General features: G+C 50.8%; 20 protein-coding genes and 1 pseudogene. All 21 read right to left on the bottom strand.

Annotated features, from left to right (window positions below; genetic code table 11):
- Positions 1-187: 187 nt before the first annotated feature.
- Positions 188-541: pseudogene (locus tag KPG66_RS12715) on the bottom strand (aromatic ring-hydroxylating dioxygenase subunit alpha); the annotation flags it as partial.
- Positions 542-821: 280 nt separating this feature from the next.
- On the bottom strand, positions 822-1,829 hold the full coding sequence (locus KPG66_RS12710; RefSeq protein WP_237071079.1) for a hypothetical protein: 1,008 nt from the start codon (positions 1,827-1,829) through the stop codon (positions 822-824).
- A 70-nt stretch (positions 1,830-1,899) separates the two neighbouring features.
- Positions 1,900-2,727, bottom strand: coding sequence for a DUF4255 domain-containing protein (locus tag KPG66_RS12705; RefSeq protein ID WP_237071078.1), 828 nt, complete (start codon positions 2,725-2,727; stop codon positions 1,900-1,902).
- A gap of 53 nt (positions 2,728-2,780) precedes the next feature.
- Positions 2,781-4,796, bottom strand: a complete 2,016-nt coding sequence (locus KPG66_RS12700) for an ATP-binding protein (RefSeq protein ID WP_237071077.1) — start codon at positions 4,794-4,796, stop codon at positions 2,781-2,783.
- A 38-nt stretch (positions 4,797-4,834) separates the two neighbouring features.
- Positions 4,835-6,490: a contractile injection system tape measure protein gene (locus KPG66_RS12695; protein ID WP_272907083.1), complete on the bottom strand. Its 1,656-nt coding sequence runs from the start codon at positions 6,488-6,490 to the stop codon at positions 4,835-4,837.
- A gap of 62 nt (positions 6,491-6,552) precedes the next feature.
- A complete protein-coding gene (locus KPG66_RS12690; RefSeq protein WP_237071075.1) occupies positions 6,553-8,031 on the bottom strand; it encodes a WD40 repeat domain-containing protein in 1,479 nt (492 codons plus the stop codon).
- A gap of 53 nt (positions 8,032-8,084) precedes the next feature.
- Complete coding sequence (locus KPG66_RS12685) at positions 8,085-8,894, bottom strand: hypothetical protein (protein ID WP_237071074.1); 810 nt, start codon at positions 8,892-8,894, stop codon at positions 8,085-8,087.
- A gap of 230 nt (positions 8,895-9,124) precedes the next feature.
- Positions 9,125-9,253: a hypothetical protein gene (locus KPG66_RS18040; protein WP_442929440.1), complete on the bottom strand. Its 129-nt coding sequence runs from the start codon at positions 9,251-9,253 to the stop codon at positions 9,125-9,127.
- A 24-nt stretch (positions 9,254-9,277) separates the two neighbouring features.
- On the bottom strand, positions 9,278-9,742 hold the full coding sequence (locus KPG66_RS12680; protein ID WP_237071073.1) for a hypothetical protein: 465 nt from the start codon (positions 9,740-9,742) through the stop codon (positions 9,278-9,280).
- A 374-nt stretch (positions 9,743-10,116) separates the two neighbouring features.
- On the bottom strand, positions 10,117-12,864 hold the full coding sequence (locus KPG66_RS12675; protein ID WP_237071072.1) for a hypothetical protein: 2,748 nt from the start codon (positions 12,862-12,864) through the stop codon (positions 10,117-10,119).
- A gap of 2 nt (positions 12,865-12,866) precedes the next feature.
- Entirely contained in the window at positions 12,867-15,572 is a 2,706-nt protein-coding gene (locus KPG66_RS12670) for a hypothetical protein (protein WP_237071071.1), read from the bottom strand.
- 45 nt (positions 15,573-15,617) lie between these two features.
- Positions 15,618-16,037, bottom strand: coding sequence for a hypothetical protein (locus tag KPG66_RS12665; RefSeq protein ID WP_237071070.1), 420 nt, complete (start codon positions 16,035-16,037; stop codon positions 15,618-15,620).
- Positions 16,034-16,450, bottom strand: coding sequence for a GPW/gp25 family protein (locus KPG66_RS12660; RefSeq protein ID WP_237071069.1), 417 nt, complete (start codon positions 16,448-16,450; stop codon positions 16,034-16,036). Before KPG66_RS12660 ends, KPG66_RS12665 begins: the two co-directional genes overlap by 4 nt.
- A gap of 19 nt (positions 16,451-16,469) precedes the next feature.
- Positions 16,470-18,071: a phage baseplate assembly protein V gene (locus tag KPG66_RS12655; RefSeq protein ID WP_237071068.1), complete on the bottom strand. Its 1,602-nt coding sequence runs from the start codon at positions 18,069-18,071 to the stop codon at positions 16,470-16,472.
- Positions 18,068-18,766, bottom strand: coding sequence for a CIS tube protein (locus KPG66_RS12650; RefSeq protein ID WP_237071067.1), 699 nt, complete (start codon positions 18,764-18,766; stop codon positions 18,068-18,070). The genes KPG66_RS12655 and KPG66_RS12650 overlap by 4 nt, the downstream gene beginning before the upstream one ends.
- Positions 18,763-18,951 (bottom strand): DUF5908 family protein, encoded by a 189-nt coding sequence (locus KPG66_RS12645; RefSeq protein WP_237071066.1) that lies wholly within the window; start codon positions 18,949-18,951, stop codon positions 18,763-18,765. The genes KPG66_RS12650 and KPG66_RS12645 overlap by 4 nt, the downstream gene beginning before the upstream one ends.
- Entirely contained in the window at positions 18,948-19,406 is a 459-nt protein-coding gene (locus KPG66_RS12640) for a phage tail protein (RefSeq protein WP_237071065.1), read from the bottom strand. Before KPG66_RS12640 ends, KPG66_RS12645 begins: the two co-directional genes overlap by 4 nt.
- Positions 19,403-20,638: a phage tail sheath family protein gene (locus KPG66_RS12635; RefSeq protein WP_237071064.1), complete on the bottom strand. Its 1,236-nt coding sequence runs from the start codon at positions 20,636-20,638 to the stop codon at positions 19,403-19,405. The genes KPG66_RS12640 and KPG66_RS12635 overlap by 4 nt, the downstream gene beginning before the upstream one ends.
- Positions 20,639-20,685: 47 nt before the next feature.
- Positions 20,686-22,098 (bottom strand): phage tail sheath family protein, encoded by a 1,413-nt coding sequence (locus KPG66_RS12630; RefSeq protein ID WP_237071063.1) that lies wholly within the window; start codon positions 22,096-22,098, stop codon positions 20,686-20,688.
- A gap of 61 nt (positions 22,099-22,159) precedes the next feature.
- Positions 22,160-23,227: a phage tail sheath family protein gene (locus KPG66_RS12625; RefSeq protein WP_237071105.1), complete on the bottom strand. Its 1,068-nt coding sequence runs from the start codon at positions 23,225-23,227 to the stop codon at positions 22,160-22,162.
- A 60-nt stretch (positions 23,228-23,287) separates the two neighbouring features.
- Positions 23,288-23,737, bottom strand: coding sequence for a phage tail protein (locus KPG66_RS12620; protein ID WP_237071062.1), 450 nt, complete (start codon positions 23,735-23,737; stop codon positions 23,288-23,290).
- Positions 23,738-23,895: the final 158 nt, after the last annotated feature.

The following is a 23,895-nucleotide window of genomic DNA, read 5'->3' as shown; positions in this document are numbered from 1 at the left end:
GCCACTCGATGAATGAGTCCAGCCTGAGCAAAGACCATGAAATATGAGTTAAACGAATTTAGACGAAATCAATAATGAGCTATCGGCTAATCAAAATTTACGGCTGTCCGGGACCCGCAGATCGACGTCCGAGGGCGATCTCAAGAACGAAATGGATTCGGTTAAAATAATGAAAACCTGTGGGACGTTAGGCCCTGTTGCCCACCTCACGAATCGGGATCTTCGTGCGGCCGCCACAGCGGCGCAGCAAGTCGCGCAAATCATTGATCACTGGGAACACCTCGTGGTTCCAATCCGCACCCTGCCGGTCGTGGGCTTCTTGCTCTCGCTCCACGACCCAGCGGTCCTCCTTGAAGATGCGCTCGGTGAACCAGATCAGCAGCGGCCAGGCCAGGTTCAGCGCGAACGGCATTTTCGGCTTACGGATGGAAAACAGGCCGAACGCGCGGTTGGTACGCTGCGCCGCATCCAGCGGCACATACACGATCCACAAATCCATGACCAGCGCGCCGTCCCCCGACCGGATCTGCAAAGTGTGGGTTGCGTATCGGCAGCGCTGGCGCATGGTTCATACTAGGCCACGGCGCGATGGTGGCCGCGACCGGCCAGCGTAGCCCGCCCGCCTGCAAGATCGGCGCAATCAGTCCGCTGAACCGTCCAACTGCGCACGCGCGGGGTGACTGCAATACATGAACACGACTCTCGTGGGGTCAGCCCACGTCTGTTCCCATTTCAGTATTTGAGGCTCATGACTGCGCATTTACGCTTCTTCCTTTATATCAGGTAACTAGCGATTTAACCAGCCTTCCACTACATAGGAACTAGCATGCTGTCTTCATAAGTGGTCTATTGGCCGTTCTGATCAACTCCTTAATTTCCCCTGTTGATGAAATATTTTCTCTTCCAACGTAATCAATAGAAACAACCCCTAGGTATTCATTTATTCTACGAATTGAATTAATAGCCGAAATTACATCACGGTGTTCATCTTTGGCCAGATTTTTTACCGATTTTGGTGTCGGCAATATTCTGAGCGGCATATTGCACTGAATAATAGATATTTTTTTATTTTCAAACCCCATTTCACCATGAAAATTTAAAATATGTTTTGCCGTTTTCTTACCGCTAGCTTTATTTGCCCATTTGGAATGAGCGCTACCCTTATAATCCCATACATATTTACTTGCAGTGGAAAATTTAAATGAATCTTCCGCATGGTTCACCATAATTAAAATATTTTTACCGCGACAAAGCGTCTCTCCCACGGTAAAACTACCAAGCGGCCTGCCCTCCTGTCCATTATTATCCCCCTTGCCATTACCGCATTCATTGTCATTATCATTACCCTTATAATCATATATCAGATGCCTCCTGTATCTAATTACAAAATTGCGAAGAAAATCATCCGCATCCTTTTTGTCAAAATGCATCTTAAATATATATAAATTATCCTTATCATTGACGGCATAATTAAACAAATCCATCACTTCAGCAAGCGCGTCATTTCCCGTTCTACTATACTCATGAAAAAATCTAAATTTTCCCGCCCACCCCTTCTTTACTCTAATATCAAAGTATTTAACTCCTGCCTGGGCTTGTTCGACCAAGCTCAAAGATTGGCATTTGAAACCACCAGGAAACAATGTTCCTAAGCTATCGATCCCTTTCGCTTTTTTTCGGCTAAACTGATATGTCCCAGCATCGTGTGCGCCTAGCATCGAAATTTGAGAAAGTTTAACTTCAGGACGCATATCAGCATGCTCTTCACCAAGGCTCTCAATTTTATGATTTTTCCTTGTTTCTTTATTAAGGCGCATCTGTTTTAGCATTTTTATCCGATATTTAAATACGATTAAGTGGCACCCAATCTTTACTTTTGAAAATTCGATTCACTTTCTACTATGCGCAAATTAGCGCTGTATCATCCACATTCTCGAGGGTCAAACTCACATCCTCTGCAAGAGAGATGGTCGTGCCACGCCACGCATCGACGATTTGCGTGATCTTCCCGCCTATATCCTTCGATACAACGCCGGACAATTTAACATCAACCATATCTTGCCCCGGTACCGGATTACAGCAAATTTTTACTTTTTCAAGTTCAATGGCATCCCCGTTCATTCCGTCAACTGCATTGCTCAGCTTGTCACGCAATAGATGCTCAGCCTGCCTGTATAAATCGATCGCTGGTTTGGACTGCACGTCACTAATAGTTTCACGTACAGGGGGGGATGGTTCACTTAGATCGGTCAGCGCAATGGGCACGGTAACCATATAACTCAAACTGAGTCTTGGCTTATTACCTAACGCTTGCCAAAATGCGCCTAAACTTGTTAAATGCTCAGCTGGCGGCAGAACTCGGCAATAGGCAGACAAACCCGGCAACGTACGGTGATTGACCAATGCATTGAGCACCCAATTCATCCGAACCATCGCGTCACTTCTCGCCCCCTGCACCGCTGGGCTATCGCTGTTTTGGGACTTCTCCCAGTATGTGATTAGATAGCAACAACGCACTTGTATACAACCCGGCGCCGTTCTGCCTGTATTTGCGTCATAGAGTCGGCTTTCGCTGTTGCGCAACTGCAAATCTTCTTGTATATCATATAAAAATACGCTGACCGTAGGGTCGTTGACCTTCCCCTGTTCTGGCAAGTCGAAACGGATTGCCAAATTCAAATCTTTGGGAACATATAACTCGATTGCTTCTTGAATGCGTTCATTCAATTCGAGTAGCTTATCATCCGATTTTCTAGTTATGTCCATTATTTAGTTCCAGCTTAATCGTCATCCCGCGCCCATAAGCGCCCCATTTTGCCTAGCTCACGCTGTGCCGCCCGCTCGAGGTGCACCCACCCCACGCAGGGTGCTCCTTCGTCAACAGCTAACCAAGTGGCAAGCAACGCGATATTGCGAATATTACCTCCGGTAATTTCGGCCTGTCGCGCAAGTCGTGTTAGGTCCACATCGTCGGCCAGCGCGATAGTCGCAGGCCAGATCGAGCGCCACATCCGTTCGCGAACTGCCGCGTTGGGAAAGGTAAAACGGATCATGAACGTGAGCCGACGCGTGAACGCATCGTCTAAATGCGCACGGTGATTTGTCGATAAGATCACCAGCCCAGGATAGGCTTCGAGCCGCTGCAGCAGGTAAGCCACTTCAATATTGGCATGGCGATCCTGCGCGTCTTTGACTTCGCTCCGCTTACCGAACAGCGCATCGGCTTCATCAAAAAACAAAACCCCTGAGTCGGCTGCAGCCAAATCAAAAATCCGCGCCAGATGCTTTTCGGTTTCACCAATATATTTGTTGACCACCGTCGACAGATCAACTCGGATCAGATCAACACCGAGTTCGCTAGCCAACACCTCAGCAGCTAGAGTTTTACCGGTACCCGAATCGCCGTAAAAGAGTGCGCTAATACCGGTATTGTTTCCAAGCTTGCGTGCAAAACCGCGCGCAAGCACGTTTTCCCGATGATGGATTGCCGCCTGGACTTCTCGTAACTGGTGTTGCACGTCGTCGGGCAGCATCAAGTCATCCCAATTCCGCTTGGGCGTTAGGCGCTGGGCGAGCGAGCCAAACTGACGCTGTGCACGCAATCCAAATGCTTTTATTAGATCTGCCATCTCCAACACGGCATCTTGACCGCGTTGCCGACGGTAACCATCTGCCTCTTGCAATGTATGCGTTGCCGTTTCCGGAGTTGGCCGGAAGCGTTGCACCAGCGTGTCCAAATCCAGCTTGTCGACTTCTGATGCTTTTGCCCATGGAGCCAGCTGTTCACGCAACCATTTCACATCGTGCACCATTGAACGTGGCGGCATATCATAAAATACCTGCGCGCGTGTACCGAACCACACGGGTTGGCTGGTGACGAGCACGGCCACTGGCGCTGAATGCGCGGCGATTTGACGCGCAAACGGCGCAAACAGCCGAGGCCGCGTGTCGGCCAGTATATCGGACGCGGCCAACACGAGGCATAGATCCCATAAGCGGGCTTCACGTAGCACTTGATCCAGTACGGCCCATGCGTCATCGTCTTCGTCGGGTAAGCTAGCTAAATTCAGCTGAAGCGCGCGACGCCCCACTGACGCGGCAGCCTCGGCAAGCGCCGTACCTCCCCCCTCGCCTTTTACAGCGACCACCGGGGTGATCGTGTCAGGCATATGCCAATCGCGCGCGAGCGCGGCGATAAAATTGGGCGCATGCGCACCAGCTACCGACGTTAGCCAATCGGCGCAACGCGCGGGCAATGCCACATCGCCGCCAATCAGATAGTAATAAACAGATGGATTAATTTTGAGGTCCTGCAGTACCTCACCCGTTTTTGGCTGGCGCACTAAACCGTGTGCAAATAGCGGCGCGTTGGCGCCCAGGCGAGCTTGCTGCGCAAGGCGGGTCTGGTTATCCGGGCACAATAAGCTTAACGCCCAATCCAGTGTAGGCCAACGACGCGCCTCGTCTTGCTGCGCATAGGCCAATAATACTCCGTAGCGGCTATCTAAGCGAGGTAACAAGCTAAGTATCAATAGGTCACGCTCAAGGTCTGACAAACCAAAGCGCGCGACTACCTGAGCCAATCGACCGGTTGTGGGTGGGGGCGGCGGCATCGTCTCGTGAGACGGGACAAACCACGCTGGTACACCGGTCGGTCGCTCAAGGCGCTCAGCAAGCGTTTCGGGTGGCAACATCAGCGCCTGCAGCATCAGACGATCATCCGAATGCTGCTCGAGCGTGTGCAGCCGACGCTGCAGCAGCAAATCGAGCCGCTCGACATGCGGCAGAAGGCTCATCATGTCCGTCGGTATATTGAGGCCAGGTAAGTCGTTTTTCATCGGTATGCATTGTCGGTTAGCGCCCAATCAACCACAATGGGCTTTTCAAGCCATGGCAGCAGTACGGCTTGCATTGGCCAGCAGATGTCGCGCAATAAAACGTCACTGGCATCGGCGTCGACATGCACGGTCCATTGCCCGGCACGTTGCGTCAAGTAACCTGTCCGTTGTAAAAACAGTTGCTGTATGTCAGGCACGCCACAGCGCTGTAAGCCTGGTAGACTCGTCGGTAAATCATCGAGCCACGCGTTCAGTTCAGCGAGCCGCTCAGTGTCGAGCGGCGCCTCAGGCAATGGCGCATCCAGCGGTAACGCGCACAATGCCTTGCTAAACAACGCACCCGATTCAAGGTTAGCGTCGTCGCCCCATACCAAGCGATCGAGCCAATTGACGGCGCCGTATTGCGCTGCCTCATCGATAAATGTTTTTTCCGTCACTAGACCCAGGCGTCGCAACACATTAGGTAGCAATGGCCAAAGCAATACGAGGCCCGCACCGCTGATAGACAATGGTTTATCGATGGACAGATCAAGCTGAGATGCAGGTAGCGGCTGCCGTGCAGCGAGCTGCTCCGGCCGGGAAAGCAAGGCCGCCTTGCGATTGCCCATTGGCCAAATATCCATAAGCGCAGCCGAGCGCTGTTCAGGATGATGCTGAAAGAATGATTCAGCGCTATGCAACAGCACCTCCGTGACTCGCTCACTGGTCCGGGCCGTTGTGCTACGGTGGGCTTGCGGCTTGTCGAGTCCCAGCACATCGTTAAGCACGGTGGTGCATTCATCCCCGCTGAGCGCGTGCGCAATGCACTGAAGCGTGTCAGAATCAAGCATCTGCTGTAGACGCTTTACCATCCCAGGATCCAAGCACAGCCGCGCCAGCCATGCTCGATCAGGCAGAGTTCGGCTGCGCAAAGCATTGAAGGCCAAGTAATCGATGGTTTGTCCATCATCCGCTTCGCGAGCTGCATCGCTTGCCTGTACCACGGGCAAGCGATGCTCGGGATGGTGTTGAAAAAATAATTCAGCGCTGTGCAATAACACTTCCGTGACTCGCTCATAGGTCTGGACCGTTGTACTGCGGCGTGCTTGCAGCGTGTTTATCTCCGACGCATCGCTAAGCGCATGTGTACATTCATCGCCATCAAGCGCGCGCGCAATGCGCTGGAGCGTGCCAAAATGAAACGTCTGCTGTAGGCGCTGCAGCGTCACCGGATTCAAACACAGCCGCGCCAGCCATGCTCGATCAGACAGGGTTCGGCTGCGCAAGGCACCGAAGACCAAGTGACCGAAGGTTTGTTCATCGTCCGCTTCACAAGCCGCATCGCCTACTTGTTCCATGGGAGAACGCTGTTCAGCTTGTAGGTAGACATGCGGAGTAGATACATTTACCTCATGCAGTCGCCGCCTGAGTTGCGTAATTAGCCGCTGACGCAATTCCGTTTCCCAATGCATATAATTGAGTTCCCCGACATCCAAGACCAATCGGTCCATGGAGAAAGTCAAAGCGTTTGGTGAAAATGACAATACCTGCGTTAGATCATCCCGCAAATACTGGTAAAATAAGTTACGGCAACGCCGCAAGATCACCTTACTTCGCTCAACGGAATGCATGTGTAGAATTATCCGTACACTATTAATAGCAGCAACACTCATTAGTGAAATTCCAATTTCACCATCCCATCACGCCACACTATCATCATAATTCGTTAAGTGGATTACTCATAAACATACGCCTCGCTCCCACTTCCATATTTATATTCTCCCACAAGCAGCGTTTCGCCGTCGCCGCTTACAGCAACGCTGCGGATAAACTCATTCGAAAAACTTAGAATCTGTTTTTCTTTCCATTCCTCTCCCTCTTTCATAAACACACATGACCCCAAAAGCAGCGTTTGGCCGTTGCCACTTATAGCAAAATTATTATCCAAATCACCGTAAGTTTGTTGAGTCGAAGTAACTAGTCTTTGTTTTTCCTCCCACCCATCCCCATTTTTCATATACACATATGCTACCCCAGTCTTCGAATTTATTGTTCCCACAATCAGAATTTCTCCATTACTGCTCATGGCAACGCCACCGCCAGAACCGTTAACACTCTCCTCAACAATCAGCCTGTTTTTTTCTTTCCACTCCTCCCCCTCTTTCATAAACACATATGCCACTATCTTATTATCTGGGCTTTCTAATGCTCCCACGAGCAATATTTGCCCATTGTTGCTCATGGCGACCCTAACACCGAAACATAAATCATTATTCGAAGCAGTCAGCCTTTGCTTTTCTCTCCATTCATCCCCCTCCTTCGTAAACACGTATGCCGGCATTTGTCTATAACGATCATTATTTCCTATAATTATCGTTTCTCCATTTTCGCTTATAGCAAGGCTAGCAACACTAGTATTAGTATCCAGCCTTTGTTTTTCTTTCCACTCCTCTTCCTCTTTCCTAAACACATATGCCGAGCCATTCTGTGACCCCACAAGCAGCGTTTTACCATCGCCGCTTATAGCAACACTGGCACCACCGACATCACCAGCCGAAGTAGTCAACTTTTGTTTTTCTTTCCATTCCCCAGCCTCTTTTATAAAAATATATGCCCAAGAAGCATCACCATTATGATTCTGTGCTCCGATAAGCAATGTTCGGCCGTCGCTGCTTACTGCAACACTAATGCCAAGCGAGTCATCGGCGCCCATATCTGAAGCCACCAGCCTCTTCCCGCTATCAAAATTATACGAATCCAGCAGTAACTGGTAAATCGCCCGTCGGTCATCCTTACACAATTGCTTAAAGGCATTGACTGAAAGCAAATTATCCTTATCAATCTTCAGTCGATGTTCTTCATCAATCTGCAAACCTGAACTCGGATCGATGGCCACGCTCAACCCATTTGAGCTAACGCTAAGCCCTCCTCTCATGTCACCTTCAGATGCCGAATTATCGATTTTCACCGATAGTCTTTGATTACCATCTAACTCCAAGCCTAATCCCGGCTTTTTACTATTATCCGGTTGCGTACCCACAGCAGCATACCCCACCGATGCCATATCGATTAGGTCACTGAAATCTTGCTGCGTAGGGATGCACCCTTCACTGAACCTCTCTTTTAAGCTCTGTGTCGGTGTCGGCGATTGGGTATCGTGCCCCACCGGAGATTGTTTTGGGGCAGCCGAATTCTGTTGCGATTGATTTTCCATATAGATACCTTAAAGTTAAATATTCACTGGATTTCCAGGTACGCAGCGGCTCATCAAGAGCTTGCAGGCCTGAGAACGTAAAGCACTGCAACCTGCTTGATGTTCTCCTCCGTTGCCCATTCGTGCGTCGTTGGATCGACCAATGTGGCGTCAGCCAGCTTCTCACGAGTGATAGCATGCATCGCGCCGATCCCCTCCGGTTCATCAAGCAGCCGACCTAGTGGGAGTGGCCATAACAACGTGTAGGATTTGACCCAAAGGAACACCATCGTTTTGCCAAGCCTGTTGGAAAAGCCAAATTTACTTCTCCATAATGCATTAAATATAACTGTCTCAAAGACGATATCATTGTCAACTTTCAGCATAGTTGGACTGAAGCTGATTTGAATTAGGTTTTGTCGTCCATTATCGTCAAACTTCCTCCCCTGATCGCCCGCATACTCCGATCGAAAAGCCACATCGAGCAACCACACATCGTGGCAGCTATATTGCACGATCAGGAAATTATCTTTAATGCGCTTGACATTACGTTTCAAATGATTATTTTTCTGCGTCTCCAGCTCAATAAACTTTTTATGTCCAGACCGATGTGCTACGATATGCTTGCGGTGTGTTGAATTCCAGTACATCGCTAAGCGCGGCGAGCACTTATCGCCGTTGAGTGCGTGTGTAATGCATTGGAGCGTATCGGAATCAAAACTCTGCTGCAGATGCTTTACCATCCCCAAATTCAAGCACAGCCGCACCAGCCATGCTCGATCAGAGACGGTTTGCTTATCTAAGGCATCGAGAATCGGGAGCGTGATCAGCCGTTGGCGTAATTCCGTTTCCCAATGCGTATAACTGAGCGAAGCGATATCCAAGACCAATCGGTCAATGGAAAAGCTTAAAGCGTTCAGTGAACGTGGCACTACCTGCGTTAGATCGTTCCGCAAGTACTGGTGAAATAAGGTGCGACAACCCTGCAAGACCACCTTACTCCGCTCAACGAACCACATGTATAAAATCATGCGTATACTATTACTAGTGGTAACGCTAATTAGTGATCTCCCAACCTCACCACTCTGTTACGCCACCCTGTCATCATAATCTGTTAAAAGGACGGCTTATAAATATATACCTTACTCTTTCCAGGGGCTCCCACAAGCAGCACTTCACCATCACCGCTCACAGCAACGCTATAGCCAAAAAAGTCGCCCATAACCCCGCTTGAAAAATTCAACTCCTGCTCTCTATAAACGAAATTTCATGGACACAGTAGCAGCTGATAAATCGCCCGTCGCTCAGCTTTACTCAATTGTTTAAAGGCATTAACAGAAAGCAGTGCATCCTTGTTAATAGCCAGTCGATGTTCTTCATCAATCTGCAAACCTGAACTCGGATCGATGGCCACGCTCAAGCCGTTTGGGCTAATGCTAAGCCCCCCTCCCATACCGCCTTCAGATGTCGAATTATCGATTTTTACCGATAACCTTTGGTTGCCATCCAACTCCAAGCACGATCCCGGCTTTTTACTACCATTCGGTTGCGTACCCACAGCAGCATACCCCACCGATGCCATATCGATTAGGTCACTAAGATCTTGCTGCGTAGGGATGTACCCTCCACTGAACTTTTCTTCTAAGCTTTGTATCGGCGTCGGCGGTTGGGTATCGTGCCCCACCGGAAATTGTTTTGGAGCAGCCGAATTCTGTTGCGATTGATTTTCCATATAGATATCTTGGTTAAATACTTACTGGATTTCAGATGTCTAGCGGGTGGTCAAGAGCTTACAGGCCACCCTTTGGTCAAATCGTTCCACAAGTACTGGTGAAAAAAGCGAGACAGCGCTGCAAGACCTCCTTACTCCGCTTAATGGAGCGCGTGCATAGAATCACGAGTACGCTATGTATAGTGGTAACGCTCATTAATGAGATTCCAACTTCACCACCTCATCACGCCACACTGCCGTCGTAATACGCTAAACAGACGGCTCATAAACATAGGCCGTGGTCTCAAGGTAGAAGTTATACGATCCCACAAGCAGCGTTTGGCCATCACCGCTTATAGCAACGCTATAGCCCAAAAAAGTCCCTGCCGAAGCAATCAATCTTTTCCACTATCCAAGGCATCCTTTGGCTTAGGAATGTAAAGCACTTCAGCCTGCTTAACATTCTCCTCCGTTGTCCATTCATGCGTCGTTGGATCGACCAATGTCGCGTCGGCCAACTCCTCACGAGTGATAACGTGCATCGTGCCGATCCCCTCCGGCTCATCAGGCAGCCGGCCTAATGCAAGTTGCCGTAACAACGTGTAGGATTTTTGGCCCAACGGAACACCGTTGTTTTGCCAAGCTTGATAGTTTTGGCTGAACTGCTGAAACTCGTTTTTGTCGAGCCAGTGGATATGCGTAGCGATGTGACACGGAATTTCTTCACGCACGATCTGCTCGACCCAGGCGATTACATCACCTGGCCGAGCGACGTTGAGTAACTGGTCCCGATTAAGAACGATGCCCACTCCAAATGAGAACTGATCCCCAGTCGTATTCTTTTGAATGTACCAGCGATGCGAACTGGACGTATCTGGCCAAGTGGACTGCGAGTCCTTGAGCTCAGCCACAAAGCAACCTTTGGCCACATCAATGGAACGGATTGTAGCATGCAATGGGACATCACTGATGGAGGCGTCAGATTCTTTTCTCCGTGATGCAGTAGTTTGGGCTGGCTCAACAATAATGTCGTTGCCAATTTTCAACACAGTTGGGCTGAGGCTGATTTGAATGCGTTTTTGTCGCCCATTGTTGTCAAGACCATTCTGATCATTCGCATACACTAACCGAAAATCCATATCGTGCAACCACACATCACAGTAGCTACACTGCACGCTCGATAAATTTTTTTTAATACGCTCAGTATTGCGTTGCAAATGAACATTTTGCTTAGTATCCAGCTCAACGAACTTGTTAATTTTGTCCGCCTGAATTACCAAGGCCCAATTAATCTTAACTTGCTCGCCTTTCAATTGAATCAGCTGCCCCGCTTGAGGCAACCATTCGGCCTTGATACTATTAAAAAACAACTTTAATTTACCACTGTCGCTAACATCAACATCAGTCGGTATCTGGTTCACAAAATCTGTATTGGGCGCTTGCGGCAACAACGCTCGATATTCAATCAAGTAAATACCCGATTTATCCGACTGAGAGTCGGTTGTATTATCGTTCGCCTCGATACCGAGCCGAGCCGCAATGCGTTTGAGCAGAGGAAAGGTCTTACCAATCCGAACTTTGGCGCGGTGATAAGTCAAATCGCAAAACTGGGAGAGATAATTTTGCTGCGTTTTAAGGAAATCTGGATCATAAAGTTCTTTGCGTGACAGCACAGCGGGCGCAACTTGGCCTCCAAAATAACGCAGCAATGCATCGATAGTTTCCAGTTCTTTCTTATAATCCTGCTCCTGTTCTTCGACTTTCTGGCGGTCCCGATTAAAGGCCAGGCGCTGAGGAAGCATAGCCAATTGCTGGCGCTCCGTCGTCAGGCAATCCTCAAATAGCTGCAAGAATTGACGTAAATTCTGGCGTTGCAGCTTTTTATCAGTCGTGAGCTTTGCGTCGTCTGATGCATCTTGCAATCCATAACAAGCTGGCAGCAGCGCACTTATGGATAACGCCTGTCCCACATTGCGATCACGCCCCATAGGCAGCGTAGGTAATACATTACCGAGCGGTTCAGAAGTTTTAACATAACGACGGATGCTTTGAACTTCAGGCAACAAGTGTTGCCCACGCTTAAACAGTTTGACTGGTGAGTCCTTCCCTGCCAATATCTCAATTGGCTGATCACCCCAAGCCACGGGGTAGTGCTGTGCTGGTATATCTTGAGTCCAGCCAGTGTTCTGTCCGCAATGCAATGTGCGGATCCGCGTAATACCACGCACGTTCAATAAGTGACAGGCCAGCCCGCTGATGTCTACGGTTTGCTTGTTACGATAATCCACTGCTGGCGGCAACGCAGTAATCCAGCCATGATTTAGATAGGGGCCGTCGTAAATATCGTCGGTAGACCACCCTTGCGCTATCAGCGCATCGGACGCCGAGCGTGCCGGCTTCGGACTGATCCAATCATCGACGAGTGCGTAAAGATCGGCCATCACGCGCTCATAGTCTTGGCAGTCGTCGTCCAGATCCACTTCCAAGTGTACGTTAACAGGCTGCGGCTTCAGCCAAGTGATGGTTCGCACCTGCTCGCAAATATTTCGATTCTCAAATAAAAACTTATCTAGCGCCTCTTGAGCCTGCCCTAAATTAGCATTTCGATTAGGTTCGACAAAGAGTTGATAACCACCTAATAAATGAAGCTTCTGTGCTGCATCTTTGTTACTAAACTGGAATTGACGCGTTTTAACGTTATACCAATAAGTGTAATATTGTTCGTCGGATTCACACACCAACTGAATATTTCTAAAGTAGAAAGGATCACTTTCTTTATCGCTGTGCAGATCCAGCAAGGCACGCCGATAATCTTCCGCGGTAATCGGCGTACAGGTTAGTGCCCACTGCGGTCCAAATGATTCTGGAAAAACTCCTTGCGCCTGCCGTGCTTGCGATCCGGACGTGGCCGGCGTGAGTAAGTCTACCAATGGATGGGTATGCCGGTAAGCCAGATCGGACACGCCATAGGTCAACGCTTGCAATAACGTGATACCGGGATCATGTTCAGCCTTGTCACTCCAGGATTTGCTGGCATACGTAGCCAACACCTGGCTCGCCGTTTCCCAAAGGGTATCAAAGTGAATCTGACGCCGCACTGCGGCAGGCACCCGATTCAAGTTGTCTAAAATCAAGTTATCCATCTTTAGCGCGTCTTAGAATAATCGGGAATATCAAGAATCAACACTTCCAGCGCCTGTGCGGTTATCGCCTTCTCTTCGCCATCAAGCTTCAGCTCATTGACACTTTTAACCCATGCCAGTTGCTGAATAAAAGCGAGCAGCGCATAGTAGTCGAGGGATTCGCCAAGCGTTACCGTGCGATGATTTGCATCGTCGGCCCAAGGCATATAGTGGGCTGTTAAAGCGAGTTTGACCTGCCGATAGCCGTAATACGGATTGAGGTTGTCGTTAAAAGTCAACTCATATTCCAGCGGAATCTTTTTATATGTCGGATTGCGTAGCGAGAGCGAGCGTGCCAGCCACGGCGAAGCACGGCTGAGCAGATACTGCTGCATCGCCTGTAGCCGCGCGGGGTTAAACATCGGTCGCAGCGCATCAGTATTATCGCGTTGTCCTGGCGCTGGAATGATGACCAATTGCTGTATCGGCGGCTCAGCCGAATTGCTAGACTTTTGGGGCTGAGTGATCCGTGCGTCATACACTTCCGGGTAACGATCGTGCAGCAGTGCGATAATATCGCGCCAGGTCAACGCGCGATTCCTGTGGTTAAGCCGTCGCGCTATCCGGGCTAAAAACTCGGTTTCATTTTCCGGGCCTCGCCCGCCTTCGGACGGCCACGGTTGCACGATCGTTTGAACCCCATCGCAGGACTCGACAGTGCGAGTAATTGTGCCCGCAGGCAATGCAAGCTCCAGGTCGCCTCCGCTCACACGCGTTGCCGTTACACTATTGGTATGGAGACCGTTAATCCACGGAAAATTCGATACATCTTCACTCTTCGAAGCAACCTCACTGAATTCAGCCTCATGCGCAAATGAACTCCGAATCCAACAACGCCCTGGGGGCATCGCGGGGGCATGAGTGCTCGCGTCGTCGGGGAGCGTGGCCGACCATAAGCCAGCGTGGAACAAGCCATTGGTATCATCCCGCACCTGAGCATCTAAGCTTTTCCACTGATTGCTGTCACACAAATATTCCCAAGCAATTGTATGCCGCTGCGCACTGCTAAGCTGCCAGTGCAAAGCGAGATCTTGGCCAGGTAAAAGATGTTCAAAGCCGAGATAAAGTTGACATTGTTCAACAGCGCCCTCGGCATCTGCATAACCAAATGGCGTCAGCACGTACTGCTTATCGATTTCAGGTGACAGCGTATAGTCGCACTGATAGCCTACACTCAAATTTTTGAATTGAGGTGTGTACGGTGGATTGAGCACCTTTTTACTATCTTCCTCTGCAGGCGCGGTTAAATATTGCCAATATTCTTTATGCAAAAAGTCCTGTCCCGCCAATTCCAGACGCAGATATTGTGGCCATTCTCGAGGATCAAGGCTGGTAGACGGCGTAGCATTGAAGCTCGAGAACGTAAACTGCAACGATTGCGATGTTGGCTCACCTGTCGTCTCAATACTAGAAAAAATTGGATGGATCTCGCTCCATGAGCTTGTTGTTGAGCCAACCGTCGCTTTAAGTTTGAACGCATCATTATCTTTTACATTGTTTACATCCTTATAATTTTCATACCATTTTGAAAAAGACACCGCAGGCAAGTCCAACCACTCCGGCATAAGAGTCAGCTTGATCTCGCATTTTGGCTTATAGAAATCAGCAGCAGTCAAATACACGCCGCTGCCAATCAACGGTTCCATACCAAAAGGGTAGACACGCTCGGTCAACTTGGCAACCCCGTCGTCGGTGCTCAATCGTGCGTCGGGTAATTGCTCGACCTGGATGCTTAGCTGCTTAATTTCGGGCACCGCTTGGCCACTAGGATCAATGAGCTTGAGCAGTGGCGCGGTATTGGTAAAACCGTCCAGCCCTGGCGATGCACTGATCGCTGGCGCATCGACACCCAATGTAAATTGAGGATCCGTTTGTCCAGTAGCAGTCGTATTAGGCAATGGAATCCATTTCCCATTGCTGCTGGCATACGCTTGTAACTGCGTTACGTTATCCACTTTTCCACCCAACTTGAGCGTCAGTGTGCGTGTGCCACCCGATAGCGCCAGCGCGGGAGTACTGAGCACCCGGCCCGTGACGATGGGCTGATCGCGCACATCATCTTGCTCAAACAGCCGAATGCCTGCGGTCGGCCAGGGCTGCTGGGCGCTATACACAATACGATAAATGCCAGCCCCACCGCCCGGCGTCGGCTGACACCAACGCAAGTCGGTCCACCGGCTCTGGTTGGCCAACAAATTTTGGTCTAGCTGATAGCGCCGAGGCGTGCCGTCACTGTCTTGCCCGGCGTCGACCAAGAGTCCAGCTGGCAACATCTTTTCAGGTCTATCGTCATTGAGCTGGAACGAAAGCACTACCCGGTCGGCAACGCCTGCACGCTCGCGCAGTCCTAAGACCTGGCGATAATAAAACTGCCGGTGTTGTGCAGGCAGCGCGTTTAATAACGCCCGCGGTGTTTGCAGCAGTTGCAAAAACGCTAACAGCAACGCCTGATGAGGCGGTAATTGACCATCACTTTGCGTTGGGTCCTCGACCAACTGAATCAGACTCTCGACGCCGTCTGGAAACAGCACGTCTGCCCAGGAATGCGTGGCTGACGGATCCTGCGGCGTCTCAAACTGTATTTTTTCGCACTGCTTATGCCAGTCACGCAAATGCCGGGCGATCGTGCGATCATCGAGTACAAACGGTGTGTCTTGCTGCAATGCCATAAGGTCAAGTTAAATCCAAGTTGCCCAAGATCCAGATATGCCGGTCTAACCCGCTCGCGCAAACACTTGGGTCGTCATAAAGCGTCCTTTACCCATTGTTGGCGTTGGCACATCAGGGGTGTTAGGCGGATTAGTCATAATCGCCGGCTGCGTTGGTGTAAAACGGGCGATAAACTGCTGACCTTTAAGCAAAATAGGCGCACCACTGCTGCAGCGCGGAGCTTGCTGATTAGGCAACAGTTGCAGAATGCTCACCAGTCCTTGGCCGGGACTATATCCAGGTATCAAATATTGCGCCTGTGCTTGGACTTTTTTCTCATCACCCAGCACACAAACCGGACGGCCGCTAACCGTTGCATGACCGCTGCCCCGAATCATGACCGGGGCAGCGACAACCACTTGCCGATTGCCAAACATCGGTTCAAACAGCAAAGTATCGCCATCCACCACAATGATGCCGCTCACACGAATCCTCCTGCACGACCGTTACCGATATCTAACTGACCATTGAGCCTATGCACGCTGTCTGCACCACGAATACGGTAAGCGACCTGAACATGCAGGTGATTTGGATGTTCCGGACCCTGTGTAAACGTTACGTCCTCGACGATCACTCGCGGCTCATGCTGTAATACACTGTCAATGATCCGCGTGCGCAACTCCGCGAGCAATACTTCACTGATGTTTTCGAAAACAGCCGACTGTAAATCACATCCGTAGTGGGGCCGCATAATGCGTTCACCGGGCTGCGTGCTAAAGAGGATTTGCAAGCTTTGCTCGATGTCTTGCTGGTCGGTCACCATTTTTACCCCTTGTTTGGTAAAGGTGATTGGAAAACACCAACCACGACCATATAGGTCTTTGCTTCTATCACTCATCGCTCTAACCACGCATGCTTTAATTAGTCAAGTCTACTTTGGCACCTTTAAGCGTGACACCCATCGTGCCTTCCGCCGTAAATTGCTGCTTTGCCTGGATAGCGACTTTTTGTCCGTTAATCGCGATATTCTGCTCGCTGTCGATCTGCCCACCCTTATGCAAAGTCAACCGATCTTTGTCGCTCTCGAGCACAGCAGAAGTTTCTTGTGTATCAAACACCAAGCCCTGTTGCTTTTCACCTCGCACGAAGATTAGGGCTTTTTTTGCGTTTTCTTCACTAGGAGGAAATGGCGCTTTGTTTTTGGGATTATGCATTGCGCCCAGTATCACCGGATAGCGTGGATCTTCATCCAGAAACGCCAGCACGACTTCGTCGCCCGGTTCAGGATACAAGCACAGCCCGCTACCGTTGCTCGCATATGGCGCACCCAGCCGTGCCCAGAGCGGTTGAGTGCCCAGCACGGGAACACTGACGCGCAGCCGGTTAAGATTGCTCGGATCAGCTTGATATTTCTGTACCACGCCAATCGTCAGTCCAGGAGCACGTGGCAACAAGCCGGCATCGACCGCGCGCAATGCATCCTGGCCGATCGCCACAGTGGTCCGCAATGCACCCCGTTGCCAATGGTGCCGCACTTCGCTAATGATGCCTTTACCTTCGAAGTGCTTTCCAAAACCTTCGAGCGCTAACGTCTGTCCCAACTCGTACCGGAGCGATTCGGCCGAATCCAGCACTGTCAAACGCGCCTGCACAGCGGCGGCATGTTGCGCGAGCAACCGTGCATCGGCTTGTGCCTGTGCTTCAGCTGGCGTCAATGGCACCGCATGGCTTAATTGCCAAGACAGTGAACTCAAGGCCGCAACCTTGGTAGGATCCAAGCCTCCTTGGCCCAGACTTGAAGCGTTGGCCCGCACTGTACGCGACATCGCTTGTTGTGCAACATCCCAATAATTCACTGTCAGCGATGACGGTTGGGTCTCGCCGCTAAATTGCCATTCGGCATCAATAACTGCCGCCTGCGTATCCGACGATCGGCTGGCCATAAGCGTATGATCGGCGCGGGCCGCCAATTTCGGGAAACGGCACTCGAGTTGCTCAGGCTTGGGCAGCAGCCATACGCCGTAGGCGCTTAACCGGCTACGCAGCCATTGCCAATCAGAGCACGCCCATTGAACCAGTTGCGGATGCTTAACGGTCATGCCATCGATTGTGCCAACCGGGATGCGCTGTGCTTGCAGCAAGTGTCGCAGGATATCGGCGTCGCTCTGGTTTTCGAATAGCTGGCTGCGATAGGTGCTCACCAGCCGATGCAGCGGGTGCTTCAGCCGTAGCACGAGTTGCCGGTCGTGCCAACGCCACGTCTGCTGCACGACAACGCCAGAAAACAGCGTTGTCTGCTTGCATTGGACATGCACCTCCGTACCCGGCTGGCAGCGTGCCGCATCTTCCGAACTATGCTTCCAGAGATCACTATGCGCATCGCCCGTCGGCTCCAACACTAAATATGCTGATGGGATATGCTGAACCGTATAACGTGTCTCGATCCGCACGGGTTTGAAAAACTTAAGTGGCTGGCCCTGAAACAGTGTCGTCAGATCCGTGGCTGACCCGCTGCTCATGACACCTCTCCACCACTTATTGGCCAGACCAACGTTTGTCCCGGCGCGATTGCACCTAGATTGTCCAGATCATTCGTATACGCCAAATCCAAATAATCCACCGTGCTCGACTGCGCACTCAATGCACCGCTAGCAATGAGTGGCAGCGTGTCTTGCCCCTGCACCTGTACGGCTGATGGAGGCGGTGTTAAACGGCCTTGCGCGGACTGCTGCAGAACAATGCTACGGTCTTCTTTCAACACCAGCGTCACAATGGCCCGCAGCGGAGCGCCATCTCGGTCGAACAACGTGTAATACACGGACATACTGGCCATCCGCCCAGCAAAATAGCCATCACCGTGCCAACTGAGCTTACCCCATTTGACTTGCAAAAAGCGTGTCTCCTGGCTACGTCCGTCGACAATGCCGCACAGCGCCCGCAATGCGGTTAATTGAGTGTCGACCGGCTGGATATTGCCTGGTAGTTGGCTGTCGAAAAGCAGCTGCAGGCTTAGCCGGCCTGGTCGCAGCCCGGTAAAATAGTTAACCTGCGACGAGTCATTTAACGCCTGGTTTTCTTGATAATCAGCCTCATAATTCAATTCGAGCGCCTCGGGATTATACATAGCTTGGATTTGACCGATTTCACGCTTGAGGTCACGGTCTAAATAAGCACGGATCGTGAGTTTGGCCAGGCTGCGCTCGAAGGCTTTCATAGATGTCGCTCTCCATTTTCCCGCAACTCTTCCCGAAGTTGCGTCAGTACACGGCGCACCACCTCCTCGATGAGCCGCTCTTCTTGCTGCAGCGTGAGCCGTGTTTCAGCATTCTGCATCGCTACTGCTGGCGCAGCATCGACTATCCGTGCTTCGATAACCAGCTCCCGAATTTCGAGCGTCATGCTTTAGCTCCTAACCAGTGCATCTCACGGTAAGCTAACTCCAGTGTATTGATCAACACAGTGTTACTGGTTGCATCCAAGTCGCCTGTCTGCCAGCGTACTGGCAACGCCTGCGTAAAGGTCCAACTGCATACTGGAACATCGACGTGATTCATAAGCAACACGACCACATTGGCGTAGCGGCTCTTAAATTCACTCAGCACATCATTGAACGTCCAGGTCAGCGGCGTCAATGTCATCACCCCTCGCTCCAGAATTAGATTGCCGTGGACAACTCGCTCGGGCAAATGCACGTTACCAATGTTGTCTCCCCCTTCATGCCGGCTGCTAATTTGTAATTCCCGGCTCAGGCCAGAGATGCGCTGGAAACGGAAATCCACTGGGCTGGGCACTTTGTCAAAGAAGATAGAGGCGATAAAACGGTGCGCTACCGCGGGTTCAAAAATATCGCTCATCGCATCACACTCTTATGCGGAGGCGCCATGTCAGGCGTCATCATTCTCTCCGAAGTTTGAAGCTGCAGGCGCAACTCGATAAATTCGGCTGGATAATAAGCAGCAAGAAAAACCTTCATGATCAAACGGCCGGCTTGAACATCTTCTTCGGTCATGCTCTCGCCCAACCCCAACAACAGCCGGAAAGCTTCATCTTCTTGTGCGCCAAATAAGCCGCCAGCCTGCCAAAGTTGGCGCAGCCATGCTCGTGCCAACGCCTTAAGTTTGAACCAGGTGATTGCGTTGTTGGGCTCAAACACTGCAAAGCGACCAATTTCGCTCAGATGCGCTTCAATGTAGGACAGCGTCCGGCGCACTTGCACATAGCACCACGGAGGAGACTGTATTAATGTGCGACATCCCCAAACACGCACACCACGCGCGGGAAAACTACGAATCAAATTAATGTTCGGTTCCTGGCCGAACACACCAGCCTGTTGGTAAGGTCGTGCGGGGCGGATCACGCGAGCCAAAAGCACATTTGCGGGCGCTTTCCAGATCCCACGTCCACGATCCGTACATTGAATAGCCGCTGCCAACGCGCCTGACGGAGGCACGGTAATCCAGCTGCCGTCGTCTTTTGCATAATTGGTGACCAACTGTGGCCAGTAGGCTGCGCCGTGCGCCAGCGCTTCGCCCAGCCCCGCCTCTGCGATGCGGTCCAAACATTGGCGAGCCACATCGGGATCCGACGGCGCATCGAGCAGTGCAAAAACACCACGCTGGTGTCGATGAACGCACAACATCTTTTCCCAAACCCCAGTCCACAGATCGACAAGCACATCTTCATCACCTGATTCCAGCAGTACTATATCTGGTATTGCCAGCAAGGCGGCCTCGGATGCCTGAGCTAATGCACTTACCAAATCAGGCTGCAACGCCTGTGCGATTGCTTCCTGTGTCGCCTGCTTAACTGATGCATACGAACCGACCGACAGCACATAACATCGGCCGCCGCCATTATCGAAATAGTGCCGTACGGTGTTATAAAGTGCTAGACCGCAATCTTCTGGTGGAGCGCCGCCAAGCTGATCTTCATAGTCTGCGAAAGTACCGAGGTTATACACAGTCGGCGCTTCGCTTTCCTTTTTGGTATACCCAACAAACAATGGCACTGCCGTAGGCAACTCCGTTGGCATTGGCACGGCCGGCTCCTGGGAAAATACCACGCCGGGTGGGAAAGGAGAATCCATGACACTCACTCAAATCGCAGAATGACAGCGGCGTGACGCATTACCGTTCATGACGCGCCGCCTCCCAGGATTTGTGAAAACTGCAAAATAATAAATTCGGCGGGACGTGCTGCGGCCATTCCTACTTTGACAATCAGCGTACCCGCATCGATGTCACTCTTGGTCATTGTGATGTTCTGGCCAATTTGCACGAAATATGCTTCGTCCGGCTTGGCCCCCACTAATGCACCCAAGCGCCATAGGCTGTACAAGTAATTATCGATTGCTGCGCGCACTTTTTCCCAAGTGGGCGGGCTATTCGGTTCGAACATCACCGTGCGCATCGCCTGCTGGATATCGCGTTCGACCGAATTGAACAAACGACGCACTGGAACATAGCGCCATTCGGGATCCTGGGCAGCAAGCGTGCGCGCTCCCCAGACTACAAAGCCTTGGTCACTGAAGGCGCGGATGGCATTGATGCCTTTCTCATTGAGTTTACCCTGGTCAGCCTCCGTCACAGTAACAGGTGTGAAAATGGGCTTATTACCAGCTGTTGCCACCTGCACCAATCCAGCGACATTAGTCAGCGCCACATTGGCCGGCGCTTTCCACACGCCGCGGTTTCGATCGGTTTTGCAATAAACGCCCGCGATCGCGCTACTGGCACGCAAATATACTGGTGATTCTTCTAACTTCGCTTTTAGCGCTTCGCCAATCTTTTTACAAAGGTTTTGACTGACTGTATCCTGCTTATCCTTGAGGTCGACCAGGTTGTTTACGCCCGGATAGCCCGTAATGGTAATCAGTGCGTCATCAACATGTGGCCGTTGGTAGGTCGTTTTCAAGCTTGGATAATATACAGCGACTTGCTCGCTCACCAATCCGCTGGGCGGCTCACTATCGTAACTATCAACCAGCAGAAAGTAGCCTTTTTTCTTATTTAGGAGCTTGTTTAACTCACTATAAATGCTTTGATCCTGCTTATTATCTGTTACCTCGCAATAACACAGCAAAGAAATTTCGGAGCAAGCTTCGATAGCAGGAACAACAAACGCTTTTTCATCCTTTCCGATTTTATCCAACGGCAAGATATAGCAGACCCCACCACCATTATCGAAATGATGCCTAACAGATAAAGATCCCAAATACTCTTTATAATCAATTGTAACAGCGTAATCTGAACCCTCGTTTTCCTGCTCAGCACCTCCGTCCAAAGATGTCGATTTACTGCTTTTCTTTACTGCTACTTTTCCCGGTGGAGTTACTGTAACAGCCGGGACAGCAGAATCGCCAAAGTTCTGTTTAAACTCAAGCCACGTGTTGACTCGGACGCATTGTTTCGGATCCGCCCACGTCCCTTGCGGAGTTCTGAATACGCCTACAAATACAGGCACCGCTGTTTTGCCTGCTGGCACGCTCATTGCCAGTGACTGATCTTCTTCGATATATACACCTGGATAACTGACATTCGTTGGCATCATAGCCTCACACATTAATCGTTATTTCAGTCCGCTTCGTACGCGATGCCAGCAGTGTGTCTTAAGCAGTAGCCATATCTTGCGTAAATTGGAGAATGATAAATTCTGCCGGACGCACCGCAGCCATACCGATCTTGACAATCATTTTCCCTTGCAGAATATCGTCATCCGTCATCGTGACGCCCCTACCGATCTGCACAAAATAGGCCTCTTCCGGCTTGGGGCCCATCAACCCGCCTTGGCGCCAGATACTATGCAAATAATTGTCAATCGCCGAGCGCACCCGCTCCCACGTAGGTTGACTGTTTGGCTCAAACACCGCGACGCGCATCGCTTTTCGAATATCTTTTTCAACCGCACTAAATAGGCGTCGCACTGGTACATAGCGCCAGCGCTTGGTATCGGTGGCCAATGTGCGCGCGCCCCAGATCATCGGATCGGTGCCTTGAAACGCCCGGATTATATTGAGCGGTTTCTCGAGGGTGTTATAGATGCCCTGCACCGTGTCCGACACATTTTGATTAGGCCGCACCCCGCCTTTCAAACCAATATTGGCCGGCGCCTTCCACACTCCGCGCTCTCGGTCTGTTGTGCACACTGCACCGGCCACCGCAGCGCTCGGCGGAATCGATATCGTCGTCCATTTCGCAGTCAGCCACGGCCCATAGACGGCCGAATAGGATGAGTTATCATAGCCGTCCATGAACGTGGAAGGCACCGCCTCTTCTAATTTTGTCTGAGGTCCATCAAGCAATGCGAACCGTGTTTCCCCTGTCGTGCATAGCTTACCGACCGCCGCTTTCACATCTTGGCCGGCCGCAACAACCAACGTGATGTCGTCATGCCCTGGCACTTGATCTTCCAACTTATCGGTCGGGCACACATACGCATAGCCTCCACCGTTCTCAAAATACGTTTTCAATGACACATACAGCAAATCCGTTTCTGAAGGCTGTGAGCCAGCCAACGTCATAAAATCCAGCCACGAGTTGATTCGCACCGCCGTGGGGTCCTTAATCAGCTTGCCATCGTGCGCGAACACCGGCACGGCCGTCGCACCACTTGCAATAGATAAAGCCAGGCTGGCATCTTCTTCAATATAGACGCCAGGACAATTGTAATCACTCATCACACACCCCTCAAATCAAGTCACAGATCAACTAACGCCGTATCCATGAGCCACATACGATCAGTGGAATACCACCGTCAGGCGGTCCGCTGACAACGTCATTTCTTCAACGGCCACCTCATTGCTGCTCGCATCGAAGCTGGGTGCCGACAACCTCGTGGGAAATGCATCCGTAATATTCCAGGTAACCAATAGCTCATTGCCAGCATCATTGGTCAGGCTGATCGAAATATCTTTTTTCTCGACTTGGTTCAAAGAAATCGAGTTGATCCAGTCATACAACTGGCTACGCCCTTTAAAAACGCCACGACGCAACGTAATGGTCAATGGTTGACGCTGACCAGGCATCCGGCATATCTGACCTGTTCCATCTTTATACTCAATTGTTTCTACTCCTAATTCTAGACCCGAGACGGCACTAAACGCCATTTCCTCAGAGCCGACTACCACCTTAAATCGATAAGTGGGAATGGGGTAATTTGTTGCAATTTTTTCAGCCGTCGTAGCCATTAGCATTCCTTATCATATTTAACTGGGACTCAACTACTTCTCCGTCGAGCAAAGATGTATTGGTTATCCCTGCTCGGAGCAAGCGGTTGCTACACATCAATTCGTATGAGATGCGCCCTTTTCACTTCACACTGCTTCCTCTCGTTAACGCCTAAACT

Origin of the sequence: Mycetohabitans sp. B2, from assembly GCF_021733735.1 — a bacterium.
GTDB classification, from domain to species: domain Bacteria; phylum Pseudomonadota; class Gammaproteobacteria; order Burkholderiales; family Burkholderiaceae; genus Mycetohabitans; species Mycetohabitans rhizoxinica.
This window is presented reverse-complemented; position numbering and strand designations above follow the sequence as displayed.

Bases quoted from the DNA above. Each gene is read 5' to 3' on its own strand.
- KPG66_RS12710 (WP_237071079.1), bottom strand. From the start codon at position 1,829: ATGCTAAAACAGATGCGCCTTAATAAAGAAACAAGGAAAAATCATAAA.
- KPG66_RS12700 (WP_237071077.1), bottom strand. From the start codon at position 4,796: ATGAGCCTTCTGCCGCATGTCGAGCGGCTCGATTTGCTGCTGCAGCGT.
- KPG66_RS12695 (WP_272907083.1), bottom strand. From the start codon at position 6,490: ATGAGTGTTGCTGCTATTAATAGTGTACGGATAATTCTACACATGCAT.
- KPG66_RS12690 (WP_237071075.1), bottom strand. From the start codon at position 8,031: ATGGAAAATCAATCGCAACAGAATTCGGCTGCCCCAAAACAATCTCCG.
- KPG66_RS12680 (WP_237071073.1), bottom strand. From the start codon at position 9,742: ATGGAAAATCAATCGCAACAGAATTCGGCTGCTCCAAAACAATTTCCG.
- KPG66_RS12675 (WP_237071072.1), bottom strand. From the start codon at position 12,864: ATGGATAACTTGATTTTAGACAACTTGAATCGGGTGCCTGCCGCAGTG.
- KPG66_RS12670 (WP_237071071.1), bottom strand. From the start codon at position 15,572: ATGGCATTGCAGCAAGACACACCGTTTGTACTCGATGATCGCACGATC.
- KPG66_RS12660 (WP_237071069.1), bottom strand. From the start codon at position 16,450: ATGAGTGATAGAAGCAAAGACCTATATGGTCGTGGTTGGTGTTTTCCA.
- KPG66_RS12655 (WP_237071068.1), bottom strand. From the start codon at position 18,071: ATGAGCAGCGGGTCAGCCACGGATCTGACGACACTGTTTCAGGGCCAG.
- KPG66_RS12650 (WP_237071067.1), bottom strand. From the start codon at position 18,766: ATGAAAGCCTTCGAGCGCAGCCTGGCCAAACTCACGATCCGTGCTTAT.
- KPG66_RS12645 (WP_237071066.1), bottom strand. From the start codon at position 18,951: ATGACGCTCGAAATTCGGGAGCTGGTTATCGAAGCACGGATAGTCGAT.
- KPG66_RS12640 (WP_237071065.1), bottom strand. From the start codon at position 19,406: ATGAGCGATATTTTTGAACCCGCGGTAGCGCACCGTTTTATCGCCTCT.
- KPG66_RS12635 (WP_237071064.1), bottom strand. From the start codon at position 20,638: ATGGATTCTCCTTTCCCACCCGGCGTGGTATTTTCCCAGGAGCCGGCC.
- KPG66_RS12630 (WP_237071063.1), bottom strand. From the start codon at position 22,098: ATGCCAACGAATGTCAGTTATCCAGGTGTATATATCGAAGAAGATCAG.
- KPG66_RS12625 (WP_237071105.1), bottom strand. From the start codon at position 23,227: ATGAGTGATTACAATTGTCCTGGCGTCTATATTGAAGAAGATGCCAGC.
- KPG66_RS12620 (WP_237071062.1), bottom strand. From the start codon at position 23,737: ATGGCTACGACGGCTGAAAAAATTGCAACAAATTACCCCATTCCCACT.